Here is a 26,834-nt window from a genome sequence, read left to right as displayed (position 1 = left end):
AATTATCGCATCGGATCGATATCTGCACTGGCGGAGCTTCGGCGTGCTCCGGGGATATTCGGGGATGCCGTAACTCGGGGTAATGCTTCAGGTGTGCCGACCTCGAGTTCGGCACTAAATGCGTTGTGTGCGACGGATATGAGTCTGTAGGACCGGCGACCGCATCCGACAGCTGTCGGCTGGATAAGAACCTCATCCATCTCATCCGAGATCGTTGTCGCAGTTCATGTAATCGGAACGGGCAGGGCATGCGGTCGACCCCGGTCAGGTCGATGCAGAACGGTTTTCGACTGTAACCTCCCACGCAATGTAATTGCCGCCGGATACGAAGTTTCGGGGGCGAACGGCCGTTATGCGACGGGATTTTCCTGGACGAAGTGCAGCTGAACCGGACTGATCTATTCACTCAGGATATCTCTGCATCATGTTCACCGAGGCATATCTTCGGTGCTGTAGTACAGCAGGCCCAAGGTCCATGAATTCATCAACCGCATGTGGCCGCACTCGATTACTAGGCGATTTATGCCAACCATGAAGCAATGTCCCTTGAATCCTTCTGCAGAAAAGCGATCAGAATAATGCGACACACTGAACACACAGTCACCGTCGACGCTCCGCTCGAGGTCGTTTGGGAGATACTCGTGGATGTCGAGGGATACGCCCGGATCTTTCCGCCCACCCGGGCCGTGGAGATTCTGGAGGAGTCACCGAAGCACCAGATCGCCCGGCTGACCGTCGACGTCAACGGGGAGGTCCAATCGTGGGTCTCCAGGCGTGATATCGATGTCACTCGCCGGATAATTTCCTACCGGCAGCTGGAGAACGCACCGCTGATGGGATACATGGGTGGCGACTGGCGAGCCCTGTCGATCGACGAGTCGCGCACCCAGCTCGTCCTCACCCATGATTTCGAGCCGCGGGAACCGATCGATGGCAAGGTCGATGGCCGCTTCACCTACGAAGAAGTCGACGAGCTGTTGCAGACTGCTGTCGAACGCAACAGTGCGGCGGACCTCGGTGCGGTGAAGGAATTCGCCGAGAAACGAGTAGCCGTGAAAACGACTGCTCGGTGACGCGATTCATCGATCTCACCGTGGTGTGTTTCCCGATTTCGATTGTCGGCGCCGGCTAGTCCCGGGTCGTCGGTCTGGTCGACGGCGCGGAGTGAGTATTCAATGGAGGAGGAGGGAATGGATCGTCGCGTTGTTATCACCGGCATCGGCATACGGGCCCCCGGTGGTTCGGGTAAGAAGCTCTTCTGGGACTTGCTTTCCGCTGGGCGCACCGCGACCGGACCGGTCACGTTCTTCGACGCGAGTCGGTTCCGTTCGCGAATCGCCGCGGAATGTGAATTCGACCCGCTCGGCGAAGGATTGACCCCACGAGAGATTCGCCGCATGGACCGGTCGGCCCAATTTGCCGTCGTCTGCGCGAGAGAAGCCCTGACCGACAGCGGAGTGGAACCGGATCGGCTGGACCCGTATCGGGTCGGGGTGAGCATCGGCAGTGCCGTGGCCGCGGCGACGAGTCTGGAGAACGAGTATTTGGTGTTGTCGGACAGCGGGAGGGATTGGATGGTTGACGCCGACTATCTTTCGCCGCACATGTTCGACTATTTGACTCCGGGCGCGATAGCAGCCGAAGTTGCCTGGGCGGTGGGTGCGGAGGGTCCGGTGACCATGGTTTCGGATGGGTGCACGTCGGGTCTGGATGCTGTCGGATACGCACGTGATCTCATCCGCGAGGGTACCGCCGACATCATGATGGCCGGTGCGACCGACACTCCGATTTCGCCGATCGTCATGGCCTGCTTCGATGCCATCAGGGCGACGACGCCCCGAAACGAGGAGGCGGAGAGCGCATCCCGCCCGTTCGACCGCTCCCGCAACGGTTTTGTCCTCGCGGAGGGCGCCGCGATATTCGTCGTCGAGGAACTCGAACATGCGCGTCGCCGAGGCGCCCACATCTACGGTGAGATAACCGGATACGCGACTCGCCTGAACGCCTACCACATGACCGGATTGAAGAAAGATGGTCGGGAGCTGGCAGAGGCCATCCGAGTCGCGGTCCAGGAGTCCGAGATCGATTGCTCCGCAGTGGATTACGTTAACGCACACGGTTCCGGAACCAAGCAGAACGATCGTCATGAGACGGCAGCCTTCAAGCGCAGCCTGGGCGAGCACGCCTACCGGGTGCCGATCAGCTCTATCAAGTCTATGGTCGGACACTCGCTGGGCGCGATCGGCTCGATCGAGATCGCCGCGTGCTTGTTGGCGATGGAGAGCAATGTGGTTCCGCCCACTGCGAATCTGCACGAGAAGGATCCGGAGTGCGATCTCGATTACGTGCCGTTGGTCGCGCGTGAACAGAAGGTGGACACGGTTCTCACCGTAGGCAGCGGCTTCGGCGGATTTCAGAGCGCAATGGTATTACGTAAGGTCGCCGCATGAGATCCCCGGTCGTCGTGACCGGAGTCGGAGTCGTCGCGCCGAATGGTCTCGGCAGCAAGGATTTTTGGGCCTCGACGCTCGGGAAAAGAAGCGGGATCGGCAGGTTGACCCGGTTCGACCCGTCGCCATATCCTGCTCAGCTCGCCGGGCAGGTGCTCGACTTCGACGCGGAAGAATTCATGCCACAGCGCCTGCTCGCGCAGACGGACATCTCGACTCGATTCGCGCTGGCGGCCGCGACGATGGCGTTGGCAGACGCAGGAGTCGATCCCGCCACGCTGCGCGACTACGACATGGGCGTCATCACCTCCAACGCCACCGGTGGCTTCGAGTTCACTCATCGGGAGTTCAAGAAGTTGTGGACCGAAGGTCCGCGGTCGGTCAGCGTCTACGAGTCGTTCGCGTGGTTCTATGCGGTCAATACCGGCCAGATCTCGATCCGGCATGGGCTGCGCGGGCCGGGCGCCGTCCTGGTCGGGGAGCAGGCGGGTGGACTCGATGCGTTGGGGCACGCGCGCCGCGCTGCCCGGCGCGGCACACCACTGGTGGTCACCGGCGGGGTGGATTCCTCGCTCGATCCTTGGGGCTGGGTTTCCCACATTGCCAGTGGACGACTGAGCCACGCCGATGACCCACTGGATGCCTACCTGCCCTTCGACCGGGATGCGCGGGGATACGTGCCAGGTGAAGGCGGTGCGATCCTGGTCATGGAGCGGGCCGACTCGGCACACGCACGCGGAGTCCGCGGCTACGGCGAGATCGCGGGCTACGCCGCGACATTCGATCCGAAACCAGGGTCGGGACGAGTACCAGGATTGGGGCGAGCAGCCGAACTTGCCTTGGCCGACGCCGGAGTCCGCCCACAGGAAGTCGACGTCGTCTTCGCGGACGCGGCGGGCGTGCCGGAACTGGACAGGGACGAGGCCGAGGCGATAGGTGCGCTGTTCGGATCAGCGGGAGTGCCGGTGACAACACCGAAAGCGCTGACCGGTCGGCTCTACGCGGGCGGCGGACCGCTCGACGTCGTCGCGGCACTGCTGGCCGTGCGGGACAACGTTATTCCCGCGATCGCGGGCACCACGAAAGTACCGGATACCTACCCGGTCGATGTGGTACTAGGGCAACCCCTGGCCCGACCGGTGGCGTGTGCGCTGGTGCTGGCCAGAGGGAAACGGGGATTCAATTCGGCACTTGTCATCCGCGCTCTTGCGGACAGGCGGTAGGCAGGAGAACAACTGAAATGAGTACGGTCACCGGCGAGGACCTGTTCCAAATCCTGATCGCGAGCGCTGGAAATCCCGAGATCGACGTTCACGAGAATGATTTCGTAGATTATCAGTTCGAAGATCTGGGCTACGACTCCCTCGCGCTGATCGAGGCGGCAGCTCGCGTCGAGCAGCGGTACAACGTAGCGCTACCCGAAGAAAAACTGATCGAAATGACCACCCCACGGCAACTGCTCGAATTCGTCAACGCCGCGATCGCCGATAACTGAGGTGGCAGTGCGCTGGCGGTCGAGGTCATGTGTTAGACCGTGTCTCGCGTCGCGACTACTGGCCATTCCTGCTCGAGATATGCTCACCGGCATTTTATTTCCGCTGTAATTGGCTACTCGGCCATGTCCGGCGGATTCTGTTGCGCGGCCAGAGTTTCCAGAGCCCGAGCCGCGAAGATCGTGGTCCGATCCGTATCTACCGAAATCCGGTGCTATTCGTGCCTGTTTATATCGATTCGAAAGGGGTTGGGCAGAAATTGTGCAACAGGTTTCGGTTGCCCGGGGTGTTTCTCCTTCTATTCGTGATCAAGAGTTTCGAATGTGACCCTGCGAGTTCGTCAACCGTTCATCCGCCCGCAAAGTGAGGACAAATTTTTCGATGGCCATGACTGTTGAGCAGCTGCGAGATAAATTACGCGAGGGTGATGGCAAGACCGTCAGTATCACCGGTGCGGAGTTGGGGTTGCCGAACGCGTCGACGGTGTTCGATGCGCACCTTCCCGACAGCACGCTGATCATCACGAATGCGCGTTCCGATGTGGCTGGTTTGACCGTCTCCGGGACGACAACGCTGGGCGGCTCGTCGATGCTGGCGGTCGATGCGAAATTCATCGCGTCGGGGCAGGCGCTGGCCTCGTTCGCCGTGGAGATCGCGTTGGCTGACTGGCATGTGCGGACGCGGACCGTCGACGCCGACTACGGTGAGCTGGCCGAGGATGGATTCCATACGCCGCGCGTGGTTCTGGACGATGTGGGCGCGGCATTGGTATACAGCGCGGGCGAGACGGCGGCGGATGGTGTGTCGAGTGGGTCGGCACCGCCGATCGACCTTCGTACACAGTTGGGCGACGATATCAGTCAGGCCATCGACGGTGTTGTCGATGAGGCCGACCTGCTGCTGAGCGATGTCGCGGAAGCCCTGGGTTTCCCGTCGATCAAGGACGCGGTCGGCTACGCGACGAAGCATGTCTGGTACAAGCATTACCGTTCGGCGGGCAAGCCCTATGTGGTGTCCGGCGATGTGGATCTCACCGACGTTCCCGTCGTGGACAAGGTGCGTTGGGTGCTGGCCTCCTCGAAGGAGACGGGCGGCAAGCGCACCTACTTCGGGGTCGTCGAGGTGCTGTTCAACTTCGACACCAGCGCCGTTCCGGTGCTGTCGGGCTTGATTCCCGCCGAGAACATGATGGTGGGCAAGGGTATTACGCTGATGTTCACCACCAAATCGTTGTCGATGGACGACGTGGTGCCGTGGAATACCCGGCTGCGGGAGGCCGGGCACGATGTTCCGGTCTTTCCGGCGGATGGCCTGAAAAAGGGGGTCAGTCTCGGCTTCGATTACCAACTCGGTGGTCAGGATCTGCCGATGTTGGTGACATGGCTGGCAGGCAAGTCCAAGGGCAGCTGGTCGCCCCCGGACGAACAGGTGTCCACCTCGATTGCCCACGGCGACGGTGTCGTCGAGAAGGCGGCGTCGACCTCGGGCAGCGGCCCGATCCGGCTGAAGTACATCGAGCCCGGTTTCGAAGACGGCAAGCCGTTGATCAAGGTCAGCCTCCAGGCCAACGTCAAGGGCCTGGTGGTCGACATCAAGTTCCATATCGGAGTGCCCATCGGGGCGCATCAGAAATTCAGTTTCGCGATGGGCGGGATCGGCTTCGAACTGGATCGCGGCCCGATCGAGCTGATCGGCGCGGCGATCTACGAGGAGCCAACCGATGAGTATGTTTTCCGGCTGGAGGGGCTGGGCATGCTCACCACTCCGGCTGTCGCGGTCGGTATCGCGGGCGGATATGCCCAATTGACGAACGGTCTACCGTCGGTCTTCCTATTCGGCAGTGTGGGAGCTGCCGACAAGGAGGGCGGATTCGGACCTCCGCCGTTCCGGGTCAAGGGAGCGTATCTGGGCGGTGGCTACAACAGCGCGGTCCGGGTGCCGGAGGTCGCCGAGGTCTATAAGTTCCCGCTGGTCGCCGGCTTGGATAATCCGGATGTGGTAGGGGGCCAGGGGACCGGTCCGCTGCATGTGCTCGAGGTACTGGCCGCAGGCGACCACGCCTGGGTCAAACCCGCATCGGGGGAGAACTGGCTGGCGATCGGTCTGCGATTCACCACGTTCGAGATGTTCGAGACCACCGCTCTGGCCTTGGTCGAGTTCGGTAATGATCTGGTGATCGCGCTGCTGGGCCTCACTACGGCGGAGTTCCCGCAGGACCGTCCCGACGGCGAGGCGCCATGGGCGAAGGTGCAGGTGGCGACCGAAGCCCTGTACCGGCAATCTGAGGGACTGCTGGCACTGACTGCCCAGCTGACACCGAACTCCTACCTGATGGCCCCTGCCTGTGCGCTGACCGGCGGGCTGGCCGCCAATGTGTGGGTCGGCGGGCCGCACCAGGGTGAGTTCGTGATCAGCCTCGGCGGCTATCACCCCGCGTTCACCGTGCCCGACCACTATCCGGTCGTGCCGCGCGTCGGCTACACCTGGGGCATCAGCAACGAGGTGAATATGCGCGGCGAGGCGTACTTCGCGCTGACGCCGCATGCGGCCATGGCCGGTGGCGCGCTGGCGCTGACCTTCCACGACGGTGCGCTCAAGGCGTGGCTCACCGCGCATCTGGATGCGCTGGTGGAGTGGGATCCGTTCTGGTTCCTTGTCGATATCGGCGTCTCGATCGGCGTGTCGTTGACGATCGACGTATGGTTCGTGCACGCGACGCTGAGCGCGGAGCTGGGGGTGGATCTGGATCTGTGGGGTCCACCGGTTGGCGGGCAGGCGACGGTGCATCTGTGGTTCGTCTCGTTCACCATCGGCTTCGGTGCCGACAAGCCCGGTGATCGACCGTCCGTATCGTGGGACCAGTTCCGCACCCAGCTTCCCCGAGTACGGAGATCAACCAGATTCGCCCGGTCAAGGGTTTGGAGCCGGAGCAGGAGAGCACCGATCTGGTGCGGGACACCCAAGGACCCGCTCCATGGGTTGTATCCACCCACGGATTCAGCTTCACCACCGCGACCGCGTTCCCCGCCTCCCATGTTGTGTTCGGCGATCGCACGGTGGCCACCCGCGACGACGGTGTGAACATCCGTCCGATGGCGAAGACCGGACTCACCTCCACCCAGACGGTGACCGTCACCCGCGGCGGCGCGAGCGTCGATGTGAGCGGATGGAGCGCCGAAGCAGTGGCAGGCAACGTTCCCGAGTCGTTGTGGGGCGACGGCAGCGGGCCGAGCCTGTCCGGTACCGGGTTGGTCGATGATCGGCTGACCGGACTGAAGATCACCGTGCCCGCACCGCACCTGGCCGATTCGCTCGACGTCGCCGCAGGCGTGCTCGACCTCGATCCGATCACACCCGATGGCGCTGTTCCCCTGTCGGCATCGGCCTCCCCGGCGGGGCCGGTACCGCGGACCGATACGGGCTCGGTCGCCACGATCGCCTCGGGTATCGCCACCGACCAGACCACTCGTGCCCGCAACGATCTCTACACGGTACTGGCCACCGTCGATCTGGCCCCCAGCAGCAACGACTCGATGACCGGTTACGCCGGCCTGGTCACCCACGACCTCGCCGCGGCGCCGCTGGTCGCCACCTCGGGAGCATGACCATGACGAAAGTTCTCCGGCAGTCCAGCGCGACGGCCTTCCAATTCCACGACAGCCTGATCCCGCAACTAGAGGCGGGCACCTATGAGATCAGTGTCCGCCAACAGGTGGACGGTATCGATACCGGCGGGTTCTTCGACACCCCCACGGCACGCACCCTCAGCGTGCGTGCCCCGCAATTCACCCTGGCGGCGGACGCGGTGCACGGAGCCTATCCGCCCCCCGGCGCCGCGGGACCGTTCGACCAACTGCTGCCGCACCTCACGCTGGCCCGTGCGCCACTGCCCTGGGAACGCGAACTCGGTACCGGCGACAAGGGCGTGCCCTGGGTAGCGGTGCTGGTGTTCGCCGCCGGTGAACTCCCCGGCGATCCCGAAGCCGCCGGTGTGACCAGGTCCGCCACCGTCGCAGACCTGCTCACCAAGTCCGACTCTGTGGTTGTCCCCGACATCGATCCCGCCACCGTGCCCGCTGACGTCCGCGCGCAGGTGTGCCGGAGCATCGATGTGCCTGCTGACGTGTTCACCAAGGTCGTTCCGCGTCTGTCCGAACTGCACTGGCTAGCGCACGTCCGCAAGGGCGAGGAGACACAACCGTCGGTGCAGGCCACCCGATCGGGCGGGCGCGCCGGTCACCTGGCGGCCGCCGATCCCACCGATGATCCGGAACTGCACGCGGTTGTCGTCGGCAACCGGTTCCCCAGCGTGGGCGGCGGACAGTATGTCGCTCACCTGGTGTCGCTGGAGGGATTCCGCGCCTACGTGGCAGGCGACACCACCCCGGACAAACCGCTGCGGATGGTGTCGCTGTACAACTGGTCGTTCCAGTCGCTGCCGGATGGGGGAGCGCATTTCGGCACGCTGGTCCGCGGGTTGGCTGCGCCGGGCGTCACCGATCCGGCGAACCTGTCGCTGCGGATTCCCCCGGCGGCGACCACCGGCCCGGTTCGTGACCGTTTGTCCAGCGGTTATGTGCCATTGAACTACCGGGTGTCCTCCGGTGAACAGACCCTGAGCTGGTATCGCGGCCCGCTGTGCCCGGTACCGCCGCAGCCGCTGCCCGGCGCGGTGGAGCACGGCACCACCGCCGACGCCCGCCTGATCTACCTGCCCGAGCAGGGTGTGTTCGATTCCAGCTACGCGGCGGCGTGGACCCTGGGCCGGACTCTGGCGCTCGCGGACAGTGGTTTCGCCCCCGCGCTGATGCAGTGGCGCCGGAGCGTCGGTCGGCTCACCGCCCGACTGACGGACACCCGTCGGGGGCGCGCAGGGCGATCCCGCGCCTGGCACACCACCGACCCGCATGTCGCGCTGCATCCGAAAGCCGCGAGCCGCCGCTTCGACCACCTGGTCTCCGGCGGTCTAGGTGCCCGCCTCACCGGCGCACTGAACGCTCCGCGGCGTGTCGACGGACGCGCGGCAGCCGGGGTCGCGGCCCCCGACACGCGCACGCCGGTCGGTGTGCTGCGCGCGCACCTCGCCGATCCGGCGGTGCGGACAGCGCTGCGGCAGGCCACCGCAGCCGAGGCCGCGCCGGTGCGGGCATGGTTGGGCCGGTTGGCGATGCTCTACCCGGTCCCGTTCGACCATCTCGTGCCGCACGGGCGGCTGCTGCCGTCGGAAAGCCTGCGATTCTTCTACGTCGACCGGGCGTGGCAGACGGCCCTGATCGACGGCGCGCTGAGCATCGGCGTCGCCACCAGCCTCGATGCCGACCTGACCACATTGCTGCACGACGTGCTCGACGACATCCCCGCATCGATGTCCGGTTTCCTCGTGCGGTCGCAGTTGGTCGCGGCCTGGCCGGCGCTGCGGATGACGGTCACCGCGGGCGGAGGGCCGACGACCGCGTTGCGGGCCGACGCGTTGGCCGGCGATGTTCTGATGTTCCTCTTCGAGGGCATCATCGATGAACTGGTGCTCACCGAGCCGCCGCAGGGCATGCATCTCGGTTACGAGGACGGTGAGATCATCCAGGGCCGCGACCTCACCGGTGCGCCCGGCACACCGTTGCCCGGGGTGACCCTGTCCGATGTCACGAAGTATTTCCGGTCGGCCGATACCCGCGTCCTGGACACCGGCGCGCTGGTCGGTGCGCTCAGCGAGACCTTGTCCGGACATCTGCCCACCGACGGGATCACCGCGGCCGGGCTGGCCATCCAGCTGGTCAAGGCCACCCAGCAGATCACCTTCCGCCGCTCCTAAGGACACCGCTCCATGAACTCTCTGATCGTTCCCATGGAACTCGAGGTGCTGGTCGTCAACGACCGTGTCCGCGAGACCGTCCCATTCCAGCGCTGGCGCGCGAACTTCCGGTCGCTCGACGACAACCTCAGCCCCGAACCCGAACCCTTCACCAACAACGAGGACATGACCGACCCCGCAGCGGACGGCGTGTACCTGCAGTGGCAGCTCCCGCACGCTTTGCGGCGCGGGCAGCACGACCCGGCCAGTGGGAAAACAACCTTCCCCCTGGTCCCGAACCGGTGGCTGGTACTGCGCTACTCCGGCCCCCAGAACAGCAGAACCGCCACCGCCTGGGTCGTGGAAAGCGACTTCGTCACCGACGACTCTCAGGAAGGCACCTCCGCATTCCTGAACCCGTACAAGCAAAGCCGCTCCAGCGTCCACATCGGCCGGAAAGTCCCCGCCGCCTCGTGGAGTGAAGGCGCGCCCCGCGATCTATTCCTTACCGCCGCCGGCGCCGGATTGCTCACTTTCACCGCCTACCAGCCCTACAACGAGAACGTCTTCTCCCTGCACGACCCACTCGACGATGTGGCCGATTCCGACACGCTCAGTTACCAGGTGATCGGCTGGTACTCCGCGACCGGCGCCGACCCGCTCGCCGACGGCGCCGACCCGGCCACGCTCGGCTGGGTTCCGGTCGCATCAGGACAGGGCTCGCCAACCCGGTCACTGTATGCGGGCACCGCGCTCGGCGTCGCCTGGGATCGCGCCGGCGCCGTCCCTGACTCCGACCGCCCCACCTCGGACACGGGCATCGAGGTGGCCGTCGGCAACAGTTCCATCGACGCCCTGACCGCTCTCATCGAAATGAAAACCGGTGACACCGAGGCCGCGAGCCTGCTCGACGCCATCCAATACGGCCTGCTCGACACCGGGCAGGACGGTGCGGAGGCTATTGATCAGGCCGTCCACCGGGCTTGGTTCGGCCCCTCCAACGGCGGATACACCTGGGAGATCACCGCCACCACCCAGACCGCCGCGCAGACCCCGGCACCCGTTCCGGACTGGCTGACCACCCTGATCACCGACCAAGCCGCGCACGACGACCTGGTCCGCCAATTGGCGGATATGCGGTGGCGACTGTACTGCCTGTGGTGGATCGACCAGCGCGACGACATTCCCGAGGATCTACTCGACCCCGACGACTTCGACACCCAACTCGACCCTGACACCGACGGCACCCTCGCTCAGCGGATCCGCCAGCTCGTCGCCGATCTCGTCGCCCGCCGCGATACCCGCGGCCAGCACCCCCACCGGATCCCGTGGGGCGCGACCCCGGACGAGCTGGCCACCGCCGCGGCCGGTTACGCCGCCGACCACGGCCTGCCAGCCGGGCTGGCACTGCGCCGGGTACCGCTGCCGGAGTTCTACCAGGCCAACGACCCGGTCGTGCTGCTCAACGGCGTGAAAACCCCACCGGCGCCGGACCTTTCCGCTCCACTGCCGTGCCGCGGGAACAACGACCTGGTCAGCGGAATCGACCTGGGGCACGGCATCGTCGCACCCCCGGACTCCGTACCCCGCCCCCCGCAGAATGCCCTTCCGAACGGCTTCGATGGGAACGGGCTGTTCAACGAGTTCTGGCTCCTGGACCAAGCCCAGCTCGCCGGGACCCTCGCGGGCGCGACCGCCGACCCGGCCGCCAAGGTGATCGGCACGCTACCGGCCTACGGCGCGGTCGCATGGCGGCAGCCGTGGTCACCGCTGTACCTGATCTACCAGCTGCGCTACTACCCGATCCCGTACCAGAGCGACGGTCAGCGACACTGGGATTTCGACGGCGCCTACTACGACTGGAACGGCACCGGCGCCCCCGACGACTACGAGGTCTACACCGGGCGCATCTACCTCACCCCGCACGCCACCTTCAACCTGGCCTCAAGGCTGCGCCACTACATCGACACCCACCCCGACGCCGACCCCGCCACCCGCACCGAACTCACCACGCTCGCCGACCAGATCGCCACCTGGGATCTGCTCAGCCAGGCCCTCGACGGGCTCGACCAGCGCATCGCCCGCCGCGACCCCGCACCCAACGTCAATCCCGCCAGCATCCAACCCGACCAGAAAACCGTGGTCGACCTGATCGGCGGAAAATTCCAACATGTCCCGATCCTCGGGACCACACCCAAGCGCAGCTGGCCGAAATCAACCTTCCCCCAAGTCCGCGCGGGACAGTTCAGCTTCATCGAACTCGCGGTGGTGGACCGTTTCGGGCAGGCGATCAACCCGATCAACTCCGACAACTACGTCCAGCGCGAACTCGTCCTGCCCGAGGACCTGCGGCCGAAGATCACGGTAGAAGACCTGGAACCGAAGCGATTCGTCGAGCTCCCCCGCGTCTGCACCAGCCGGCCCGCTTGCGCTTCGACTACCTCGACGCCCGCGACGACAGCACAGTGGTCGATCTCGGCACCGGTGCCGATCCGGTCTGCGCTTGGCTGCTGCCCGACCACCTCGACAACAGCCTGGCCTGCTACGGCCCGACCGGCGCCGCGCTGGGTGAACTGCGCCTGACGGTCGACACGTCCGGCCAGCCGACACCGACCTGGGATCCAGCGCCGAACTCCGCCTACCCCACCCTCGACAGCCTGCGCGGCGACCTGCCCCACCTGGCCGACGTTCTCACCGGGCTCGTGGCCGCCGGCGCGGACGCCTTCACCGGCACCCTCACCGCCATCGACGAGACACTGTGGACCGTCAACCCCCTCGGCAACTGGGACGACACCACCATGACCGTCCTGGCCGGCCGCCCCTTGGCCCTGGTCCGCGCACGGCTCGAACTCGAACTGGACGGCCCGCCGACCTTCGACCCGAGCTGGGAACACTGGCAGTACGAACTCGACCCGACCCTGACCCCGCCCACCCCGGACTTCCTCGACTATCCGTGGCAGGTCCGGCTCGGCGCGCTTGAGCAGCTCTCCGACGGGCTGATCGGCTACTTCTTCGGCACGGATTACACCACGATGCACACGGTGCACCGGCCCGCGCAGGCGCCGGACTACCTCACCCCGATCGGCTCCGGCTTCCCCTTATCCCTGCGCGGTGGCCCCGCGGCCGTCACCATGATCATCGACCCGAGGGCCGCGGTGCACGCCGTCACCGACATCCTGCCCGCCACACCGCTGCGGCTACCCGCCGAACAGGTGGACGGCGCCATGCGCGCCCTCCAGGTGTCCTTCCGGGTCGGGCCGCTGCTCGCCAGCGACGGCGTACGCACCGGCCCCGACCGCAAACCGGCATCGGGCCTGGTCGTGCCGCGTCCTGGAACCCGAACGGGCACCTGGGATCTGGCCGAGCCGACAACCGACGGCTGGATCAGCACCCCGCTGATTGCCGCGGACACCACCGCCACCATCCCCACCACACCCCCCGCCCTGCACACCGGCCGACTGCGCCGTACGGCATCCACCAACCCCGACAAAGCCTGAAGGGAACGCCGATGTTCATCCGAACACTCGACAAAACCATCTGTCTGCTCGACTACGCCGTAGTCACCAACCCGGCCCCCCTGCAAGTCAATCTCGCCCCGAACGACTATGTGATCACCAATGTGGGCAGCGGCAAGGCACTGAATGTGACCGGCGGTAGCAAGGATGACGGCGCGAACGTCGAACAGCGGACGCCCAACGGAACCGACGCCCAGCGGTGGGCACTGCGCCCGACCGGGCAGGCCGACACCTATTTCCTGGTCAACGTCGGCAGTGGTAAGGCGCTGGACGTGACCCGCGCCAGCAAGGATGACGGCGCGAACGTCGAACAGTGGACGTTCTACGGGAATGACAACCAGAAGTGGCAGATGGTCCAGGCCACGGACGGGCAGAGCTTCACCCTCATCAACGTCGGCAGTGGTAAGGCGCTGGATGTGACCCGCGCCAGCAAGGATGACGGCGCCAACGTCGAGCAATATACGCCCAACGGGGGCGACAACCAACGCTGGAAATTCTCCGCCCCGAAAACGACCCCCGAGCTGTCCACCGTCACCATCCTGGTGTCCAACCCCGACCCGACCACGCCGGTCACCGTCTCCGAACTCCGATTCACCCTGCCGGTCGGCAAAGCCGCCGCCGATCTCACCGACCACTTCGACGAGGTCACCTACAGCGTCGCCCCCAGCGCCGACTGGGCACTCACCAAAGACTCCAGCAGCGGCGCGATCATCGCCACTCCCGCCGGAGACCACGACGTCACCATCACCGACACCGGCTACGCATTCACCCTCACACTCGCGGTCAACACCACCGTCGGCGTCGCCGAACTCGACATCAGCGAGAAAACAGACGCAAACCGAAAGCCCGCGAAAACCACCATCCTCATAGGCAAAGCCCCATACCGGTTCACCTTCGGCGACTTCATCCCCACCAACCTCGAAGCCGAAACCCCCTACACCACCATCAGCAACGGCGGCAACGTCACCCTCACCTGGCGCGGCTCCCAAGGCGTCGGCTACAGCCTGCTCTACGACGACAACCCCCCAGTCGACGTCACAAACCTACGCAGCTGGACCTCTCCGGCGCTGAACCACGACACCACGTTCTACCTCCGAGCATCGCTCACCACCGGCGGACACGCCGTCAACCACTACCTCACCCAAACCGTCCCCGTCAGCAAACCCGACCTCGAACTCGGAAACCTCATAGTTCGCGGCACATTGGATGTCGACGGTAACTCACACTTCTCCGGCCTGGACAACAATTTCAACTGGGACGTGAGGACGAATACCGTCGGCGGTGATGTGACAATTACTACAGGAGCGCTCAAGTTCGGCGACTGGAAAATATTCAAGAACAAATGGGACAGCCTGAAGATCCAGTACGGCGGTACCGATATTTTCGATGCCGAGGCTGTCACCAAGAAGTTCACCGTATACGGAGATCTCGCAGCCGAAAAAAATATCACCACCGGCGGGCAGTTGCAGTTCGACGACTGGCAACTGTTCAAGGACCCGTCATCGAAGCACTTCAGGATAGTGCGCGAGGGTACCGGGGATACCAAGGATATGAACGTGGTCGATATCAATCACACGGATGGCTGGTTCACCGTATACGGAGTATTCGAAGCTGAACAGGATATCGTCGCTCAGCGCGAGCTTCAGTTCGGCGAATGGTGCCTGTTCAAGGACTCGTCATCGCAGCACTTCAGGATAGTGCACAAGGGTACCAAGGATATGAACGTGGTCGATATCAGTCACACGGATGGCTGGTTCACCGTATACGGAGTCCTTGGGCTCGAAAAGGAACTGAAGTTCGGTAACTGGAAAATATTCAAGAACAAATGGGATAATCTGAAGATTCAGTACAATGATACGGATATTTTCGATGCCGAGCACGATACCAAAAACTTCACCACATATGGAGATATTGGATACGAGAATAAGTTCCTTCTTGAGACTTCGGATTATCCATCAATTACCTTTCTCGGATATCGCAGGTAACCGAGTTTATCGTGACCGACGGTACGCCTCCCGATGCGGTGACAACTGGGAGCCCGTAGGACCGTACTTCCGGGTTCCGCGGTCCGGTGAAATATTGTCCGGAGGGAACGGCGCGCCTCGAGTAGCGGTTAGTTATTGATTTGGACAAGCCGAAGGTCTTCGTGATCAAATTTGTGGGAGACGTCTACGGAAACTCCTTCAATGATAATTGATCAGACGCGACCCTGCCCTCAATGAACCCCTCGCTGAAGCCGGTCGACCCAACTGTGCCCAAGTAGATAAGGGGTAGGAGAAACTGTCACAACATAATCTGACAGTACGCCGCCCGATGCAGTGACAACAGGGAGCCCGGAGGACTATATTCAGGGCTCCCTGTTCCGGCGAAACGCTGTGCACTGCAACGCCGATGCGGTCCATCCCAGGACGTACGGATCCGCGGTAATCACGTCCCGGGCGCCTCGGCCTTCGGTGTATTTGCATGTTCGACCGAGAACGGTGGCCCTTGGGCTCAGGCATGGAATCCCCTGACTGCAAACGATGGCCCTCGGCAGGCTGTCCCTCCGATCGGCGTCCTCCGACCGCGGCCGTATTTAGTTGTCCGGCAAACCGCCGTCGCCAGCGGTTCACAGACGGTTCGCTGTCGCCGTCCGAAGTCGCCCTCGGCGATTTCCGAAGTCCTTTCAGCGACGGCATTGTTTCGAGGCGCGAACGTTTACGGTGGCTGGTAGCGAGGCCATAAGTTTGTGCAGAGCGCCCAAACTTCGGAGTCGCCGCCCTTGTTTTGCGGCACGTCAGGAATGACGTCCACGGTCGGCTGCTGGAACGCCGTAACGGTGGTCAAGTTCTAGCGTGGATGCAACGCCAATCTAACGCGGATGAAACATTTCCTATCCTCTGGATCAAATTTTGACAAATGGACATTTCGGACATACTCTCATGTTGTTCGAGCTCGCATTGCGAAGTTTCGCCCGATTCGACGATCGCACTTGTGACACCGGCGTCCGATTCGATTATTCCGATAAGGCGCATCAGGAACGGCGACGCACACGAGAACGAACACATTCGGCAATGCCGCGCTGCCGGGATTCGAGAAGGCGATCCGGTATGAACCTCACCGATTTCTTCGATGCCTGGTTGATGCAACCGAAACGACCTGACGATCACCACGTGTTCCCTGGAAGTCTCGGTCGGTAAACGACTGGTGCCATCCTGCCGCAGCAAGAGGAACCGCGGTGCTGCCGAATTCTTTCTCAATTCCTGTCCATCTGTTATGCGAAGTCTGTGACTTCGCCTGTGCTATCGAAGGAGGTCGGGAATGTCGGTTCGCAGAACGACGTTCATCGCATGCCTTGCCCTGCTGTTCGCGGCGGGTGTCGTCGCTCCGGTCACGGCCGTCGCGCAGCCGCCTGCCGCACTGGTCGATACCGACGGCGACGGGCTGCCCGACGAATGGGAGACGCGCGGTTACGACGCCGACGGTGACGGCGGGATCGATATCGACCTGCCTGCGATGGGTGCGAATCCGAACCGCAAGGACATCTTCGTCGAGATGGACTATATGACCGGCCGGTTGCCCTCGACCGCGGTTCTCGATCGCATCGTCGCTGTATTCGCCGACGCACCGGTAACCAACCCGGACGGAAGCACGGGAATCACCCTGCATCTGGATGCGGGGGACGAGAGAGGCGACCGGTACCGACTGGGCGGCGGGAATCTTGTCCCCGACGACAACAATCTGTCACCGGTGGACACCGAGGTCGGCGAGATCAAACAGGCGAATTTCAACGGCAATCGCGCCCAGGTTTTCCACTACATGATCTGGGCGGACCGCTACAACGGCAGGTGCAGCAGCGGAATATCGCTGGGCATACCCGCGGACACCTTCATCGTCACGATGGGTCCGTCGTGCGGGTGGCGGGTCAACGACGATATGCAGGTCGGCACGTTCGTTCACGAATTGGGTCACAACCTCGGGCTGACACACGGCGGTGGCGACCACACCCACTTCAAACCGAATTTCCTGAGCGTGATGAACTATTTCTTCCAAATGCGAGGAGTGCCCCGGCAGGACGATAGCCCGTACTTCGGGTACTCCAACGTTAATCTGCCGACGCTGGACGAAGGCGCGTTGGACGAGATGACCGGCCTCGGTGAGGGTGCGGCGGGCTGGGGTACCTCCTACACCTGTCCGGTCCGGAATGGGCGCCTGACCTGGGTCACCCAGGTACCGGCGAACGAGCCGATCGATTGGAACTGTGACGGTGAATTCGCACGCACGCCCGTGCGGGCGGATATCAATCGATACAGGAACCCGGACCGGACGGCCGGCGAACCGGAGGAAATCGGTAGTCTGTCGGCCAGCTCCGACTGGGATCGGTTGGTCTACGACGGTGGGTCCATCGGACTCGGTTCGTCCCGAGTAGACCAATCCGCCGGGCTGGACGAGATGACCAAGGAACAATACGACGAGCTGATGGCGAGCTTCGTCGAGAAGTAGATATCGGCGCGGTGCTCTCGGCTGCCCATCCAGCCGGGAGCACCGCTTTTGTGGGCGAACGGCGGGACAGAATCGTTGCTGGCTCAACTCATCGGGGAAGATCTTCGGCGTATTCGCGGGTGTTTCTGCGCAGATTTCTGTTGCTGTACGTATGCTGTGCGTCGTTCATTGTGGGCTCCAGAGCGGATACAGATGGTGATTCGGCATAACCGTGCCGCCGGACATCGGTACGACATGAATGGAAAGCCGGGTGATTCCGACGACCACCACCATCGCATCGATCGGCCGCGTCGATGTTTGCCTGGAGCGCGCCCTACGGCGTTCGGGGTTGCTGCGCTGTTGGGCCTGTCGCACCGTGGCCGCCGGTGCGGCGGTGGCGGTGCTGCTGGTGTCGGGGATGTGGGTCGCCGCGCCTGCTTCGGCGGGTGGGGTTCCTGGATTGGGGCCGGGTTTTCTGTGGGGTGTGGCGGAGTCGGGGTTTCAGTCCGAAGGTCATGTGCGCGACAGCAATTGGCGGCGTTATATCGACGCCCACCCCGAGATGGACCGGTACGGCGACTCGGTCGATTTCTTTGATCGGTACGGCGCCGATATCGACCTGGCGGCCGCGCTCGGGGCCAAGGTTTATCGGATCGGTGTCGAATGGTCCCGGCTGCAGCCCAACAACAGCGGGGAGTGGGACGAAGCCGGATTCCGGTTCTACGACGGGGTGATCGCCAAGATCGCCGCGTCGGGCATGCGGCCGATGATCACGCTCGATCACTGGGTGTATCCGGGATGGGCATACGACCGAGGTGGGTGGGCCGACCCAGCCATGGTGGGGAACTGGCTGGCCGATATGCGTAAGGTCGTCGATCGTTACGCGTCGCGAAACCCGTTGTGGGTCACCATCAACGAACCGGTCGCCTACATCACGATGGAGGCCCGCTACCGTGGCACCGACGCGGCGGTGATGCTGGACCGGGTCGCCGAGGCACACAACCAAATCTATGACTACATTCACCAAGTGCGCCCCGACGCGTGGGTGACCAGCAATTTCGGCTACGTCGCCGGTAACGACGATCAGGTCAACGGCCCGACCCTGGCCAGGATCGGCGCGAAACTCGACTACATCGGTATCGACTACTACTTCGGATTCGAACCATGGAAGGCGATCGCGCTGCCCGCCATCCTGTTGTCGGGATCGGCGGGCGGATCATCCCAGATATGGGACCTGCCGCTGCACACCGAGGGCATTTACTATGCGCTGCAACGGTATTCGCGCCTGTTCCCCGGCAAGCCGCTCTACATCGTCGAAAACGGCATGCCCACCGATAACGGCCTGCCCCGCCCGGACGGCTACACCCGCGCCGACCACCTGCGTGACATCGTCTACTGGATCCAGCGCGCCACCGCCGACGGGATGAACGTCATCGGCTACAACTACTGGAGCATCACCGACAACTATGAATGGGGCAGCTACCGCCCGCGTTTCGGTCTCTATACCGTCGACGTGCCCACCGATTCCGCACTGACCCGCCGCGCCACCGACGCCGTCGCCGCCTACAGCGGCATCATCGCCGGCAACGGCGTCCCCGCCGACTATCGTCCGACCCGCGGCCCCGCCCTCTGCATCCTCGTCGACCCACCCGCCAGCTGCCTCACCCCGGCCACCGTCCCGTAGTCGTTGATTCCGGTCCAGAGCACGTTCGCTCATTTCCGGCACTTCGTGCCGGAAATGAGCGAACGTCTGAGGTCAGGCGATCAGCGCATGCCGAAGACCTGTGTCCACAACGGGCCCTGGCCGGATCTGCCGTTGTCCAAGGCGCCGACTCCGATCGTTTGATAGGAGCAGTTGAGGATGTTCGCCCGGTGGCCGCTACTCGTCATCCAGCCGCGCATGGTGTCCTCGGGCGAGCGGTAGCCCTGGGCGATGTTCTCCCCGACACCACCGGTGTATCCCTGCGCCTTTGCCCGATCACCGGGGCCGCGGCCGTCGGGACTGTTGTGGGAGAAGAAGCGCCGGTCCCGCATGTCCTTGTTGTGCAGGCGTGCGGCGCGGGTCAGTCGCTCGTCTATGCGCAGCGGTTTACAGCCGGCTTTGGCGCGTTCGGCGTTGGTGATTTCGAATACCTTTTGCTCCCAAGCGGTTTGGCCATCGGCCGGATTCGGGTTCGGCCTCGGGGCCGGGTTCGGTGCTGGGGCCGGGCCGGGGGCGGGCGTGGGCTGGACCGGTGTCGTCGGAGCGGTCGGCCCGCGATCCCCCGCGGGGCATTCGGGTGCCACCGGGTTATTGGTTCCGGTGTGGATGAAGCCGTCGCTGGCCCATCGCCCGGTGTCGAGCTTGTTCCATACGGTTGTCGGACCCCAGATGCCGTTGACCTGGCCGCCGCGTGTCGTGCACACGATCGTCACGCGTTCACCGTCGGGTAACTGGCCGACCTTTGGGCTATCCAGACTCGGCTCGGTCCGCAGGTTGACCCCCCTGCGAACGGTCCCCGAGGCGGGCCCTGCCGGTTTGTTCGGCTCGGCGCTGGTCGAGGGGCTCGGCTGGGGATCGGGCTTCGCAGGACCTGTCCCAGGGCATTCGGGTGCCACCGGGTTATTGGTTCCAGTGTGGATGAAGCCGTCGCTGGCCCATCGCCCGGTATCGAGCTTGTCCCACACGGTTGTCGGACCCCAGATGCCGTTGACCTGGCCGCCGCGCGTGGTGCACACGATCGTCACGCGTTCACCGTCGGGTAACTGGCCGACCTTTGGGCTATCCAGACTCGGCTCGGTCCGCAGGTTGACCCCCCGGCGAACGGTCCCCGAGCCCGGCCCTACCGGTTTGTTCGGCTCGGCGCTGGCCGGGGGGCTCGGCGTCCCGGGTTTCGGTTCAGGCCCCGGGTTTCCGCCACCGCCGTAGTTGACGAGCATGCCACCGCGGTCGACACGCTTACCATTGCGCTCGGCGTATCCGCCGTAAGCGCCGGGTCCTTCACGGAAAGTCCAGCCACCAATGGTCATGCCGTTGACCGGCACCGCTTTGTTACCCTGCCAGAAGGCCAGGTGCACGTGGTTTCCCACGGCGCTGCCGCGACAGGGCAACTGTGTGCCCGTCTTGCCGAGGTAGGTGCCCGCAGCGACCTCGGTGCCCGGTGGAACCCTGATCAGGTCGGTCATGTGGTAGTACGTCGTCTTGTAGCCATTGGGGTGACTGATTTGGACCAGGCCACCATTGCAGCCGTAGGTGACGCGCCCCGGGGCCGCAGCCAGCACCCGTTCGTCGCCACCGTTGAAATCGATCGAATTGAACGGCCTGCTACTGCCTTCGTTACCGTGCGGCCCGCCGACCATCCGCCAGGCGGCCCCTTCCTTCCACGGCAACGAGAACCCACCGCTACCCGAGCGGGGCTCTCCGGCGGCCCCTCCCGAGAACGTCTCCTTCTCCCCCCGGCTCAAGAACGATTCCGGCGCCTGCCGGATCAAACCGGCGAACTCCGGCGAGCCCTCCAGCGCGACCTTCCAACTCCGGTCACCCAATTCGGCGACGTACAGCCTGGGTTCCGGATCATTCTGTTCGTCCCCCGGGATGGTCGCGCTACCGAACACCCAGTCGCCGTTGCGTCGCATGCGATCGATGATGGGGGTCTTCTTCTTATCGGCGCCGATCTTGTCCGACAATGTCGCCTCGATCGCGGCATCGAGGCCATCGGGCGTCGGTTCGGCGGCGGCCTGCGGGCTCGCCACCGCCGAACCGACGACGATTACGACGCCGAGCACCGCGGCCATGGCCCGGGATCGACGTCTACGGACAGCTGAAACGCTGAATCTCATTATCAACTTTCTTCGTCGAGTTGAATCGCGAATTCGGTGGTGTCCGGACACATCGCGCGCTCCCGGCAACGAATCTGTCCAGACCGCGCGGACATCTTTGTTCGGTGCGAACAATAGAGACCCGACCAAGCTGCGACAAAGCGGTTCCAGTGCTCTTCAAGCACAGTGAAGTCCGATTCAACGACAACCGGAATAAAATCCGCTGTTAACCGCGGCGTTCAATTACCGTAAACGCAACCATTCCGACGACGACTACAAACTCACCGCCTGATCACAAGTCCTGAGAACGAGCTACACGCAGCACAGCCGGTCCGAAATCCGACTTCGCTATCACATACACAACCTTGAACATCAAGGGGAAACGCCCCGGACGTCCGGCCGACCGATCGGATCAAGGAGCATCTGACCGACGGGGATCTCGATGCCGCTCGACGGGAATTGAACGGCGAGGTCGTTGCGGCAAAGCCTGACGGCAGATAAACAATAGATTTAGCTGGCCGGGCCTATCGGAGGGAGAACGTCCCGAGCTACGGCTTAATCGCTTGGGATTCGTCGGCTCAATGCTCTCAACGACTGCGAATTGTGCTGGATTCCGATAGGACCCGATCCCGTGGAGATGGGATACATCTCCGCGGGCGATAACTGGCCGACGAAAACACCGTGCGCCGTGGCATACCGTTGGCATTTGTCGGTCCGTGGAGCACGCACGGGTGAATCCCCGCTCCTCCGCGATAGCGACGAACTGTCGCAAATGACGGGATCTCATGGAGTATTGCCGCCCACTCAATTTGTCGCGTGTGCGGGCTAGATGGTCTCGGCGCGGTGGTGTTCGAGCGCGGTTTTTTTGTTGCTGGGATGGCGGAGGGCGGTACTACCGACGGCGGCGAATGCCATGAAGATCGCGGGGATGGACATGGCGGTGCTGAGGTCGTGGTTGTTGGCGATGAAGCCGATCAGGACTGGGCCGGTGAAGAATCCCAGGTAGCCGAGGATCGAGATGTTGGCGATGGCCTGGGCCGTTGGCATTCCGGGCACGGTGGCGGTGGCGGAGAAGATCAGCGGCAGGCTGAACGAGATGCCGAGTCCGAACAGGGCGAAACCGATGAGTGCGGGGGTTGTGCCGCCGATGAGTAGTGTGGCCGTCATTCCGATGGTGGCGGTGAGTGTGGCGGCCAGATATGGCCTGGCCGGACCCAATGCGGCGATCAGCCGGTCGCCGAGAAGTCGGCCGACGAACATCGATCCGGCGAAGACCGCGAATCCCAGTGCCGCGACGGTGGTTGTGGCACCGGTGGCGTCGTGGATGTAGACGGCGGTCCAGTCGTTGGCGGCGCCTTCGGCCAGTGCCACGCAGAAGGCCAGTAACCCGAGCACGATCAATCGGGTCGGCCATCGTCGTGGCCGTTGTCCGGCCTGCGGATGGGGTGCGGTATCGGAAAGACGGTCAACAGCTGACGGCAGCAATCGGCGAGTACCGGCGGCGGCCGCTACTACCACGACGACCGTGATACCGGCGAGGTGGCCACCGAGGGACGTCTGCGTTCGCTCGGCGGCCGCGCCGGCCAAGGCTCCGATGATCATTCCCAGGCTGTGGCAGGCATGGATTCCCGAGAGCAGAGGCTGCGCGCTCGCCGTTTCGACTGCGATCCCGTGCGCATTCATCGCGACGTCAACGATGCTGTTGGCGACCGCAAAGATGCCGACGGCCGCGGTCAGTGCCACCAGACTGTTCGCCAGCACCAGACCGCATAGCGAGAGCGCGAATAACGGCATCGCCGCTCGCAGCGTGGCTCGGCTGCCGAATCGCAGGCTGATGATTTTGCCGAATTGCAGACCGAGCACCGCACCGAGGCTCAGCCCGGCGAAGGCGATGGCCATGCCCGCGTCGTCGAGATCGAGCCGGGCCTTGATAGTCGGCGCGCGTGCCAACCATGTCGCGGAGAGCAGTCCGGTCAGAAAGAACATCAGCCGGACCGACGATAGCGCGGCACGCCGATCGCCGATCTGTTGCTCTGTGGTCGGTATCGGCATCGGCGATGCTCCTTTTCGGCTTCCAGTTGGTCGGCGCGTTATGTGCAGACCGGCCTGACGGTTACTGGCTGCTGGGTGCATGGCCTGGCCACCATTCGGCCGCTTTTTGCGGTATCACGCCGAACACTCGAACGGCCAGGCGCGCTGTGCGGAGTACTTCGGTCGGGCTGTCCGCGCGGCGCCCGAGAGGGGCAGCGCGATGTCTTCTCCGAGTAGACCTACCTAGCGTGTGCGACCTCCGGCGCCATGAACGCTATCCGAGCTCTATCACTGGGCCTATGTGCCAACCGCACGAATTTACTTGGGGCGGAGCACAATTCGATGTCGGAAATGCCCCGGACGGCAACGATACCTACCGAAGGCCCTGGCGAGCGGGCCGCCGTACTTCCGGATCCGATAGCGTCGCCGGTCACGACGACTACCGATCGTGACGAAAGCGTGGTGACCGTGACCGGGCTAGCGGCGGGTGTCATCTCGGATCTGAAGCGGGCCACCCGCAGTGGTTCGTCTTGCTGCGAAGACCTGTCCTGTCGCGGTCGAGATCGCCGGTAGGACAGCGGTATTGACGCCGGGCACAGATTCGGGACCGCGACACCGGGTCAGTTCGCACCGGTTGTGTTGCGTGGGATCGGTCTGGATGTCCGGTCGGAGGCGTTCGACAGGGCGGTGTCGAATTTCAGTACCCAGTCCGGGCTCGGCACGGCCATCGGGACGAGCGCACCGGTGAGGGAGGCCGGCGGCGGAAGATCTGCCGCCAGCGTTCCGGTGGAAACTGTTGGTGGCCAACACTATTGCGAGGCCATAGTGACGCATGAAGCCGGGGCGGGCACAACGCCCGCCCCGGACCGAAGATCAGTTGGCAGTGGCGAAGACCGGGTAGTGATCGGAATAGTCGGTGTAGCTGTATTCCTTGCCCCAGGAGGAGACGGTCCACTTCGGCGAGTGAATCATGCGGGTCTCGTTATTCCAACGGGCCGGTCCGGCATGGCCGTTCAGTAACAGGACGTGGTCGAGCTGTTGGCGGGGATGTCCCTTGTCGCGATCCATACTGATGGAGTTGGTCTGCGGATCGAACGAAAATGGGTGACCAGTCGTGGATTCGGGTGTACGGGCGTTCAGTCGGCGCAGCGCGTCAGTGTATTCCGGGGCAGACCGGTCGATATTCAGATCTCCGGCGAAGACCACGGTCTCGTCGGCGGGGATCGCCTTGGCCTTCAGGAACGTGACCACCTCGTCGAGCTGTTTGGCCCGGATCGGCGCCTCGGGAACGGTGCAACGAGTCGCATCCGCCTGCATATGGGTGCCGAGCACATGCACCGGACCGTTCGGCGACATCGTCTTCACATAGACGAAGCCTTTGTTGGCTTGGTTATCCCAGCCACAGGCGTCCTTATAGACGTACTGGATCTTCTCGGCAATCGGCCAGCGACTGACCACCGCCACGCCGCCGTCCTCCGGGACGGTGTTGGAGTACGAGCCTTGTGTGGAGTCCCAGCCGCTGCGGGACCGCCCCATGACCGGGGTCTGATGTGGGTAGGCGTCGGACAGGTTGGCCAGCAGGCGTTCCGAGGTCTCGTTGTCGAACATCTCCTGCAGCACAACGACATCTTGACCCGCGAGAACCCCGTCCGCCTTGATCAGGTCGGCACGGGCCTGCTGCCCCCAATTCGGATAAGCGTTGCGGGAGAACAGGAAAACGTTGTAGGTGGCGATCTTCAGATCGGCTGGGGCCGCCGACGCGATCGGGGTGGACGACATCCCGACCAGGGCGAGCGCGAGTGATGTGAGCATGGTTCGCAGGTGCATGGGACACAGATCTACCGGGCCATGCGAACGATCCGGGGTGGGAGAGTGTCGCATCGATGAACGGTACATGACACGACAACTATCAGTGCTGATAGCGAACCTCGAGAAAATTTCGGACAAAACGCCCACTCGCTTCGGCTCACCGCCATGTTTTCGCCGCTGCTGGTGAGTCGACCAGAACAGCGTCGGCGCCAAGGCTTTTCACGGCGTCGTAGTCGGATTTGCTGTTGATCCCGATGACCATGAGCTTCGGTGTGGCGCCGGATCGCAGGCAGTCGACCGACTCCCGATCCCACAGCGCGGCCTCGGTATCGGTACCGGCGCTACCGAGGGTCACCTTTTCGGAGACCGTGACCTTCAGACGCTTCTCCAGCGCCACCCACACTCCGGGCGCGACTGCCGGAACGCCGCACACATGCCCGAGCGCGACATCGAGCAGCCGCTTTCTGGTCTGCTCCCTGCTCTCTGCGACATGTAAACCTTGCGCGGTCGCGGCGTCGGTAACCTCGGCGGAGGTCGAGTAGATCGTCACCCGATCGAGGTTGCCGGTATCACGCAGTGTGGCCGCGGTAGCCGACACCACCGGCCCGGCCGGTAACTGCTTGAGGTCCAGGAAGATCGGCACCGAACCCGGTATCACCGCCAGCGCCTCGCGCAGAGTCGGTATCGGTGTGGGACGGTCGCGGTAGGGGTGCCCACCGGACGCATCAGCGAAGTTGTACCCAGCGTTGAGCCGGGTGAGCTCCTCGGCTGTCTTCGCGGCCACCGGACCAGAACCATCGGTCTGCGCGCTGAGATCTTGCGGTCGATAGAGCACCGCCTGCCCATCGCTGCTGGCCTGAATCGTGAGCCACAGCGCGTCCGCGTGATTGCTCAGCGCCGTCTCGATGGCGGCCACCGTGTTTTCCGGCATGTCGGCAGTGCCGCCCCGATGAGCCACGATCAACGGTTTCCCATCATTTGCCGGAGGTGCGGCAGTCTCGCCGCAACCACCCACGTAGGCGGCCGACACGAGCACGGTCGCTGCAATGGCACTGGCCCACAACGTTTTTCGCATTCACTCTCCCCATAGTTATGTTCGCGTCCAACAACGCCGTCGGAACGCCATCAGTATGCCGACTCGAACGAACCTCGGCGAATTTCCGATCCGACATCAGCGCGACCTGGTCGGCAAACCGGAAGCCGAACCTATAGGTCCACTAACTCAGTGTGGGTGACGCGGCGGTTCGACGAGGGCGTCGGCTCTGGCGCGCGGGGGCGTGCAGGTGCGCGGCCATTCCCCGGGCAAGCGGGCCGGGCGTTCCGCGATGTCATCCATCGAAGCGGATGCGCTGAAGGTGGTGTGGGCGTTGGATTTTCAGTTCGATTTCACCGTCGACGGGCGGGCGGTGAAGATCGCGTCGAGCACCGCCGACCGCATCGTCGCGGGGCTCGAGAAGGTGTGCACCGCGCATTGAATACCTAATCCGAA

Annotated in this window: 16 protein-coding genes and 1 pseudogene; 13 read left to right on the top strand and 4 right to left on the bottom strand. The window is 63.8% G+C overall.

Annotation, left to right across the window (positions count from 1 at the left end):
• Positions 1-539 precede the first annotated feature (539 nt).
• From F5544_RS31310 to F5544_RS31260, 11 genes are all read left to right on the top strand, one after another.
• The gene (locus F5544_RS31310) at positions 540-1,073 is read left to right on the top strand and encodes an aromatase/cyclase (RefSeq protein ID WP_342760389.1); all 534 of its coding nucleotides are present in this window, start codon (positions 540-542) and stop codon (positions 1,071-1,073) included.
• A 102-nt stretch (positions 1,074-1,175) separates the two neighbouring features.
• On the top strand, positions 1,176-2,450 hold the full coding sequence (locus F5544_RS31305) for a beta-ketoacyl-[acyl-carrier-protein] synthase family protein (protein ID WP_342760388.1): 1,275 nt from the start codon (positions 1,176-1,178) through the stop codon (positions 2,448-2,450).
• A complete protein-coding gene (locus tag F5544_RS31300) occupies positions 2,447-3,673 on the top strand; it encodes a ketosynthase chain-length factor (RefSeq protein WP_167476511.1) in 1,227 nt (408 codons plus the stop codon). The genes F5544_RS31305 and F5544_RS31300 overlap by 4 nt, the downstream gene beginning before the upstream one ends.
• A 17-nt stretch (positions 3,674-3,690) precedes the next feature.
• The gene (locus tag F5544_RS31295) at positions 3,691-3,945 is read left to right on the top strand and encodes an acyl carrier protein (protein ID WP_167476510.1); all 255 of its coding nucleotides are present in this window, start codon (positions 3,691-3,693) and stop codon (positions 3,943-3,945) included.
• Positions 3,946-4,324: 379 nt separating this feature from the next.
• Complete coding sequence (locus F5544_RS31290) at positions 4,325-7,024, top strand: DUF6603 domain-containing protein (protein ID WP_167476509.1); 2,700 nt, start codon at positions 4,325-4,327, stop codon at positions 7,022-7,024.
• A gap of 11 nt (positions 7,025-7,035) precedes the next feature.
• Complete coding sequence (locus F5544_RS31285; RefSeq protein ID WP_167476508.1) at positions 7,036-7,548, top strand: hypothetical protein; 513 nt, start codon at positions 7,036-7,038, stop codon at positions 7,546-7,548.
• Between the two features lie 2 nt (positions 7,549-7,550).
• A complete protein-coding gene (locus F5544_RS31280) occupies positions 7,551-9,752 on the top strand; it encodes a hypothetical protein (protein ID WP_167476507.1) in 2,202 nt (733 codons plus the stop codon).
• Positions 9,753-9,764: 12 nt separating this feature from the next.
• Entirely contained in the window at positions 9,765-12,314 is a 2,550-nt protein-coding gene (locus F5544_RS31275; protein ID WP_167476506.1) for a hypothetical protein, read from the top strand.
• Between the two features lie 925 nt (positions 12,315-13,239).
• Positions 13,240-15,231: an RICIN domain-containing protein gene (locus F5544_RS31270; protein WP_167476505.1), complete on the top strand. Its 1,992-nt coding sequence runs from the start codon at positions 13,240-13,242 to the stop codon at positions 15,229-15,231.
• 1,315 nt (positions 15,232-16,546) lie between these two features.
• Positions 16,547-17,728: a hypothetical protein gene (locus F5544_RS31265; RefSeq protein ID WP_238846759.1), complete on the top strand. Its 1,182-nt coding sequence runs from the start codon at positions 16,547-16,549 to the stop codon at positions 17,726-17,728.
• A gap of 397 nt (positions 17,729-18,125) precedes the next feature.
• Positions 18,126-19,391 carry a family 1 glycosylhydrolase gene (locus F5544_RS31260; RefSeq protein WP_167479596.1) on the top strand — a complete coding sequence of 422 codons (1,266 nt, stop codon included), beginning with the start codon at positions 18,126-18,128 and terminating at the stop codon, positions 19,389-19,391.
• Positions 19,392-19,471: 80 nt separating this feature from the next.
• On the opposite strand, the gene F5544_RS31255 is transcribed toward F5544_RS31260, so the two are convergent.
• A complete protein-coding gene (locus F5544_RS31255; RefSeq protein WP_167476504.1) occupies positions 19,472-21,481 on the bottom strand; it encodes a CAP domain-containing protein in 2,010 nt (669 codons plus the stop codon).
• A 432-nt stretch (positions 21,482-21,913) separates the two neighbouring features.
• Between F5544_RS31255 and F5544_RS47655 the strand changes: the two are divergent.
• Positions 21,914-22,006, top strand: a pseudogene (locus F5544_RS47655) (polymorphic toxin type 28 domain-containing protein); the annotation flags it as partial.
• A gap of 324 nt (positions 22,007-22,330) precedes the next feature.
• On the opposite strand, the gene F5544_RS31245 reads toward F5544_RS47655, so the two are convergent.
• The 3 genes from F5544_RS31245 to F5544_RS31235 form a co-directional block, all read right to left on the bottom strand.
• The gene (locus F5544_RS31245) at positions 22,331-23,557 is read right to left on the bottom strand and encodes an MFS transporter (RefSeq protein WP_167476503.1); all 1,227 of its coding nucleotides are present in this window, start codon (positions 23,555-23,557) and stop codon (positions 22,331-22,333) included.
• A gap of 852 nt (positions 23,558-24,409) precedes the next feature.
• Complete coding sequence (sph, locus tag F5544_RS31240) at positions 24,410-25,363, bottom strand: sphingomyelin phosphodiesterase (RefSeq protein ID WP_167476502.1); 954 nt, start codon at positions 25,361-25,363, stop codon at positions 24,410-24,412.
• A 139-nt stretch (positions 25,364-25,502) separates the two neighbouring features.
• Positions 25,503-26,420, bottom strand: coding sequence for a glycerophosphodiester phosphodiesterase family protein (locus F5544_RS31235; protein ID WP_167476501.1), 918 nt, complete (start codon positions 26,418-26,420; stop codon positions 25,503-25,505).
• A gap of 250 nt (positions 26,421-26,670) precedes the next feature.
• Between F5544_RS31235 and F5544_RS31230 the strand changes: the two genes are divergently transcribed.
• Positions 26,671-26,820: a hypothetical protein gene (locus tag F5544_RS31230; RefSeq protein ID WP_167476500.1), complete on the top strand. Its 150-nt coding sequence runs from the start codon at positions 26,671-26,673 to the stop codon at positions 26,818-26,820.
• The last annotated feature ends 14 nt before the right edge of the window (positions 26,821-26,834 follow it).

It is taken from the genome of Nocardia arthritidis, from assembly GCF_011801145.1.
In the GTDB taxonomy this organism is placed as follows: domain Bacteria; phylum Actinomycetota; class Actinomycetes; order Mycobacteriales; family Mycobacteriaceae; genus Nocardia; species Nocardia arthritidis_A.
Note: the sequence above shows the minus strand (reverse complement) of the source record. Positions and strands in the feature narration are given on the sequence as shown.

Coding starts and splice junctions, on each gene's coding strand:
- F5544_RS31265 (WP_238846759.1), top strand. CDS start 16,547: ATGTCGGTTCGCAGAACGACGTTCATCGCATGCCTTGCCCTGCTGTTC.
- F5544_RS31255 (WP_167476504.1), bottom strand. CDS start 21,481: ATGGCCGCGGTGCTCGGCGTCGTAATCGTCGTCGGTTCGGCGGTGGCG.
- F5544_RS31290 (WP_167476509.1), top strand. CDS start 4,325: ATGGCCATGACTGTTGAGCAGCTGCGAGATAAATTACGCGAGGGTGAT.
- F5544_RS31295 (WP_167476510.1), top strand. CDS start 3,691: ATGAGTACGGTCACCGGCGAGGACCTGTTCCAAATCCTGATCGCGAGC.
- F5544_RS31235 (WP_167476501.1), bottom strand. CDS start 26,420: ATGCGAAAAACGTTGTGGGCCAGTGCCATTGCAGCGACCGTGCTCGTG.
- F5544_RS31260 (WP_167479596.1), top strand. CDS start 18,126: ATGTGGGTCGCCGCGCCTGCTTCGGCGGGTGGGGTTCCTGGATTGGGG.
- F5544_RS31245 (WP_167476503.1), bottom strand. CDS start 23,557: ATGCCGATACCGACCACAGAGCAACAGATCGGCGATCGGCGTGCCGCG.
- sph (WP_167476502.1), bottom strand. CDS start 25,363: ATGCACCTGCGAACCATGCTCACATCACTCGCGCTCGCCCTGGTCGGG.
- F5544_RS31230 (WP_167476500.1), top strand. CDS start 26,671: ATGTCATCCATCGAAGCGGATGCGCTGAAGGTGGTGTGGGCGTTGGAT.
- F5544_RS31310 (WP_342760389.1), top strand. CDS start 540: ATGTCCCTTGAATCCTTCTGCAGAAAAGCGATCAGAATAATGCGACAC.
- F5544_RS31285 (WP_167476508.1), top strand. CDS start 7,036: ATGGCGAAGACCGGACTCACCTCCACCCAGACGGTGACCGTCACCCGC.
- F5544_RS31305 (WP_342760388.1), top strand. CDS start 1,176: ATGGAGGAGGAGGGAATGGATCGTCGCGTTGTTATCACCGGCATCGGC.
- F5544_RS31300 (WP_167476511.1), top strand. CDS start 2,447: ATGAGATCCCCGGTCGTCGTGACCGGAGTCGGAGTCGTCGCGCCGAAT.
- F5544_RS31270 (WP_167476505.1), top strand. CDS start 13,240: ATGTTCATCCGAACACTCGACAAAACCATCTGTCTGCTCGACTACGCC.
- F5544_RS31280 (WP_167476507.1), top strand. CDS start 7,551: ATGACGAAAGTTCTCCGGCAGTCCAGCGCGACGGCCTTCCAATTCCAC.
- F5544_RS31275 (WP_167476506.1), top strand. CDS start 9,765: ATGAACTCTCTGATCGTTCCCATGGAACTCGAGGTGCTGGTCGTCAAC.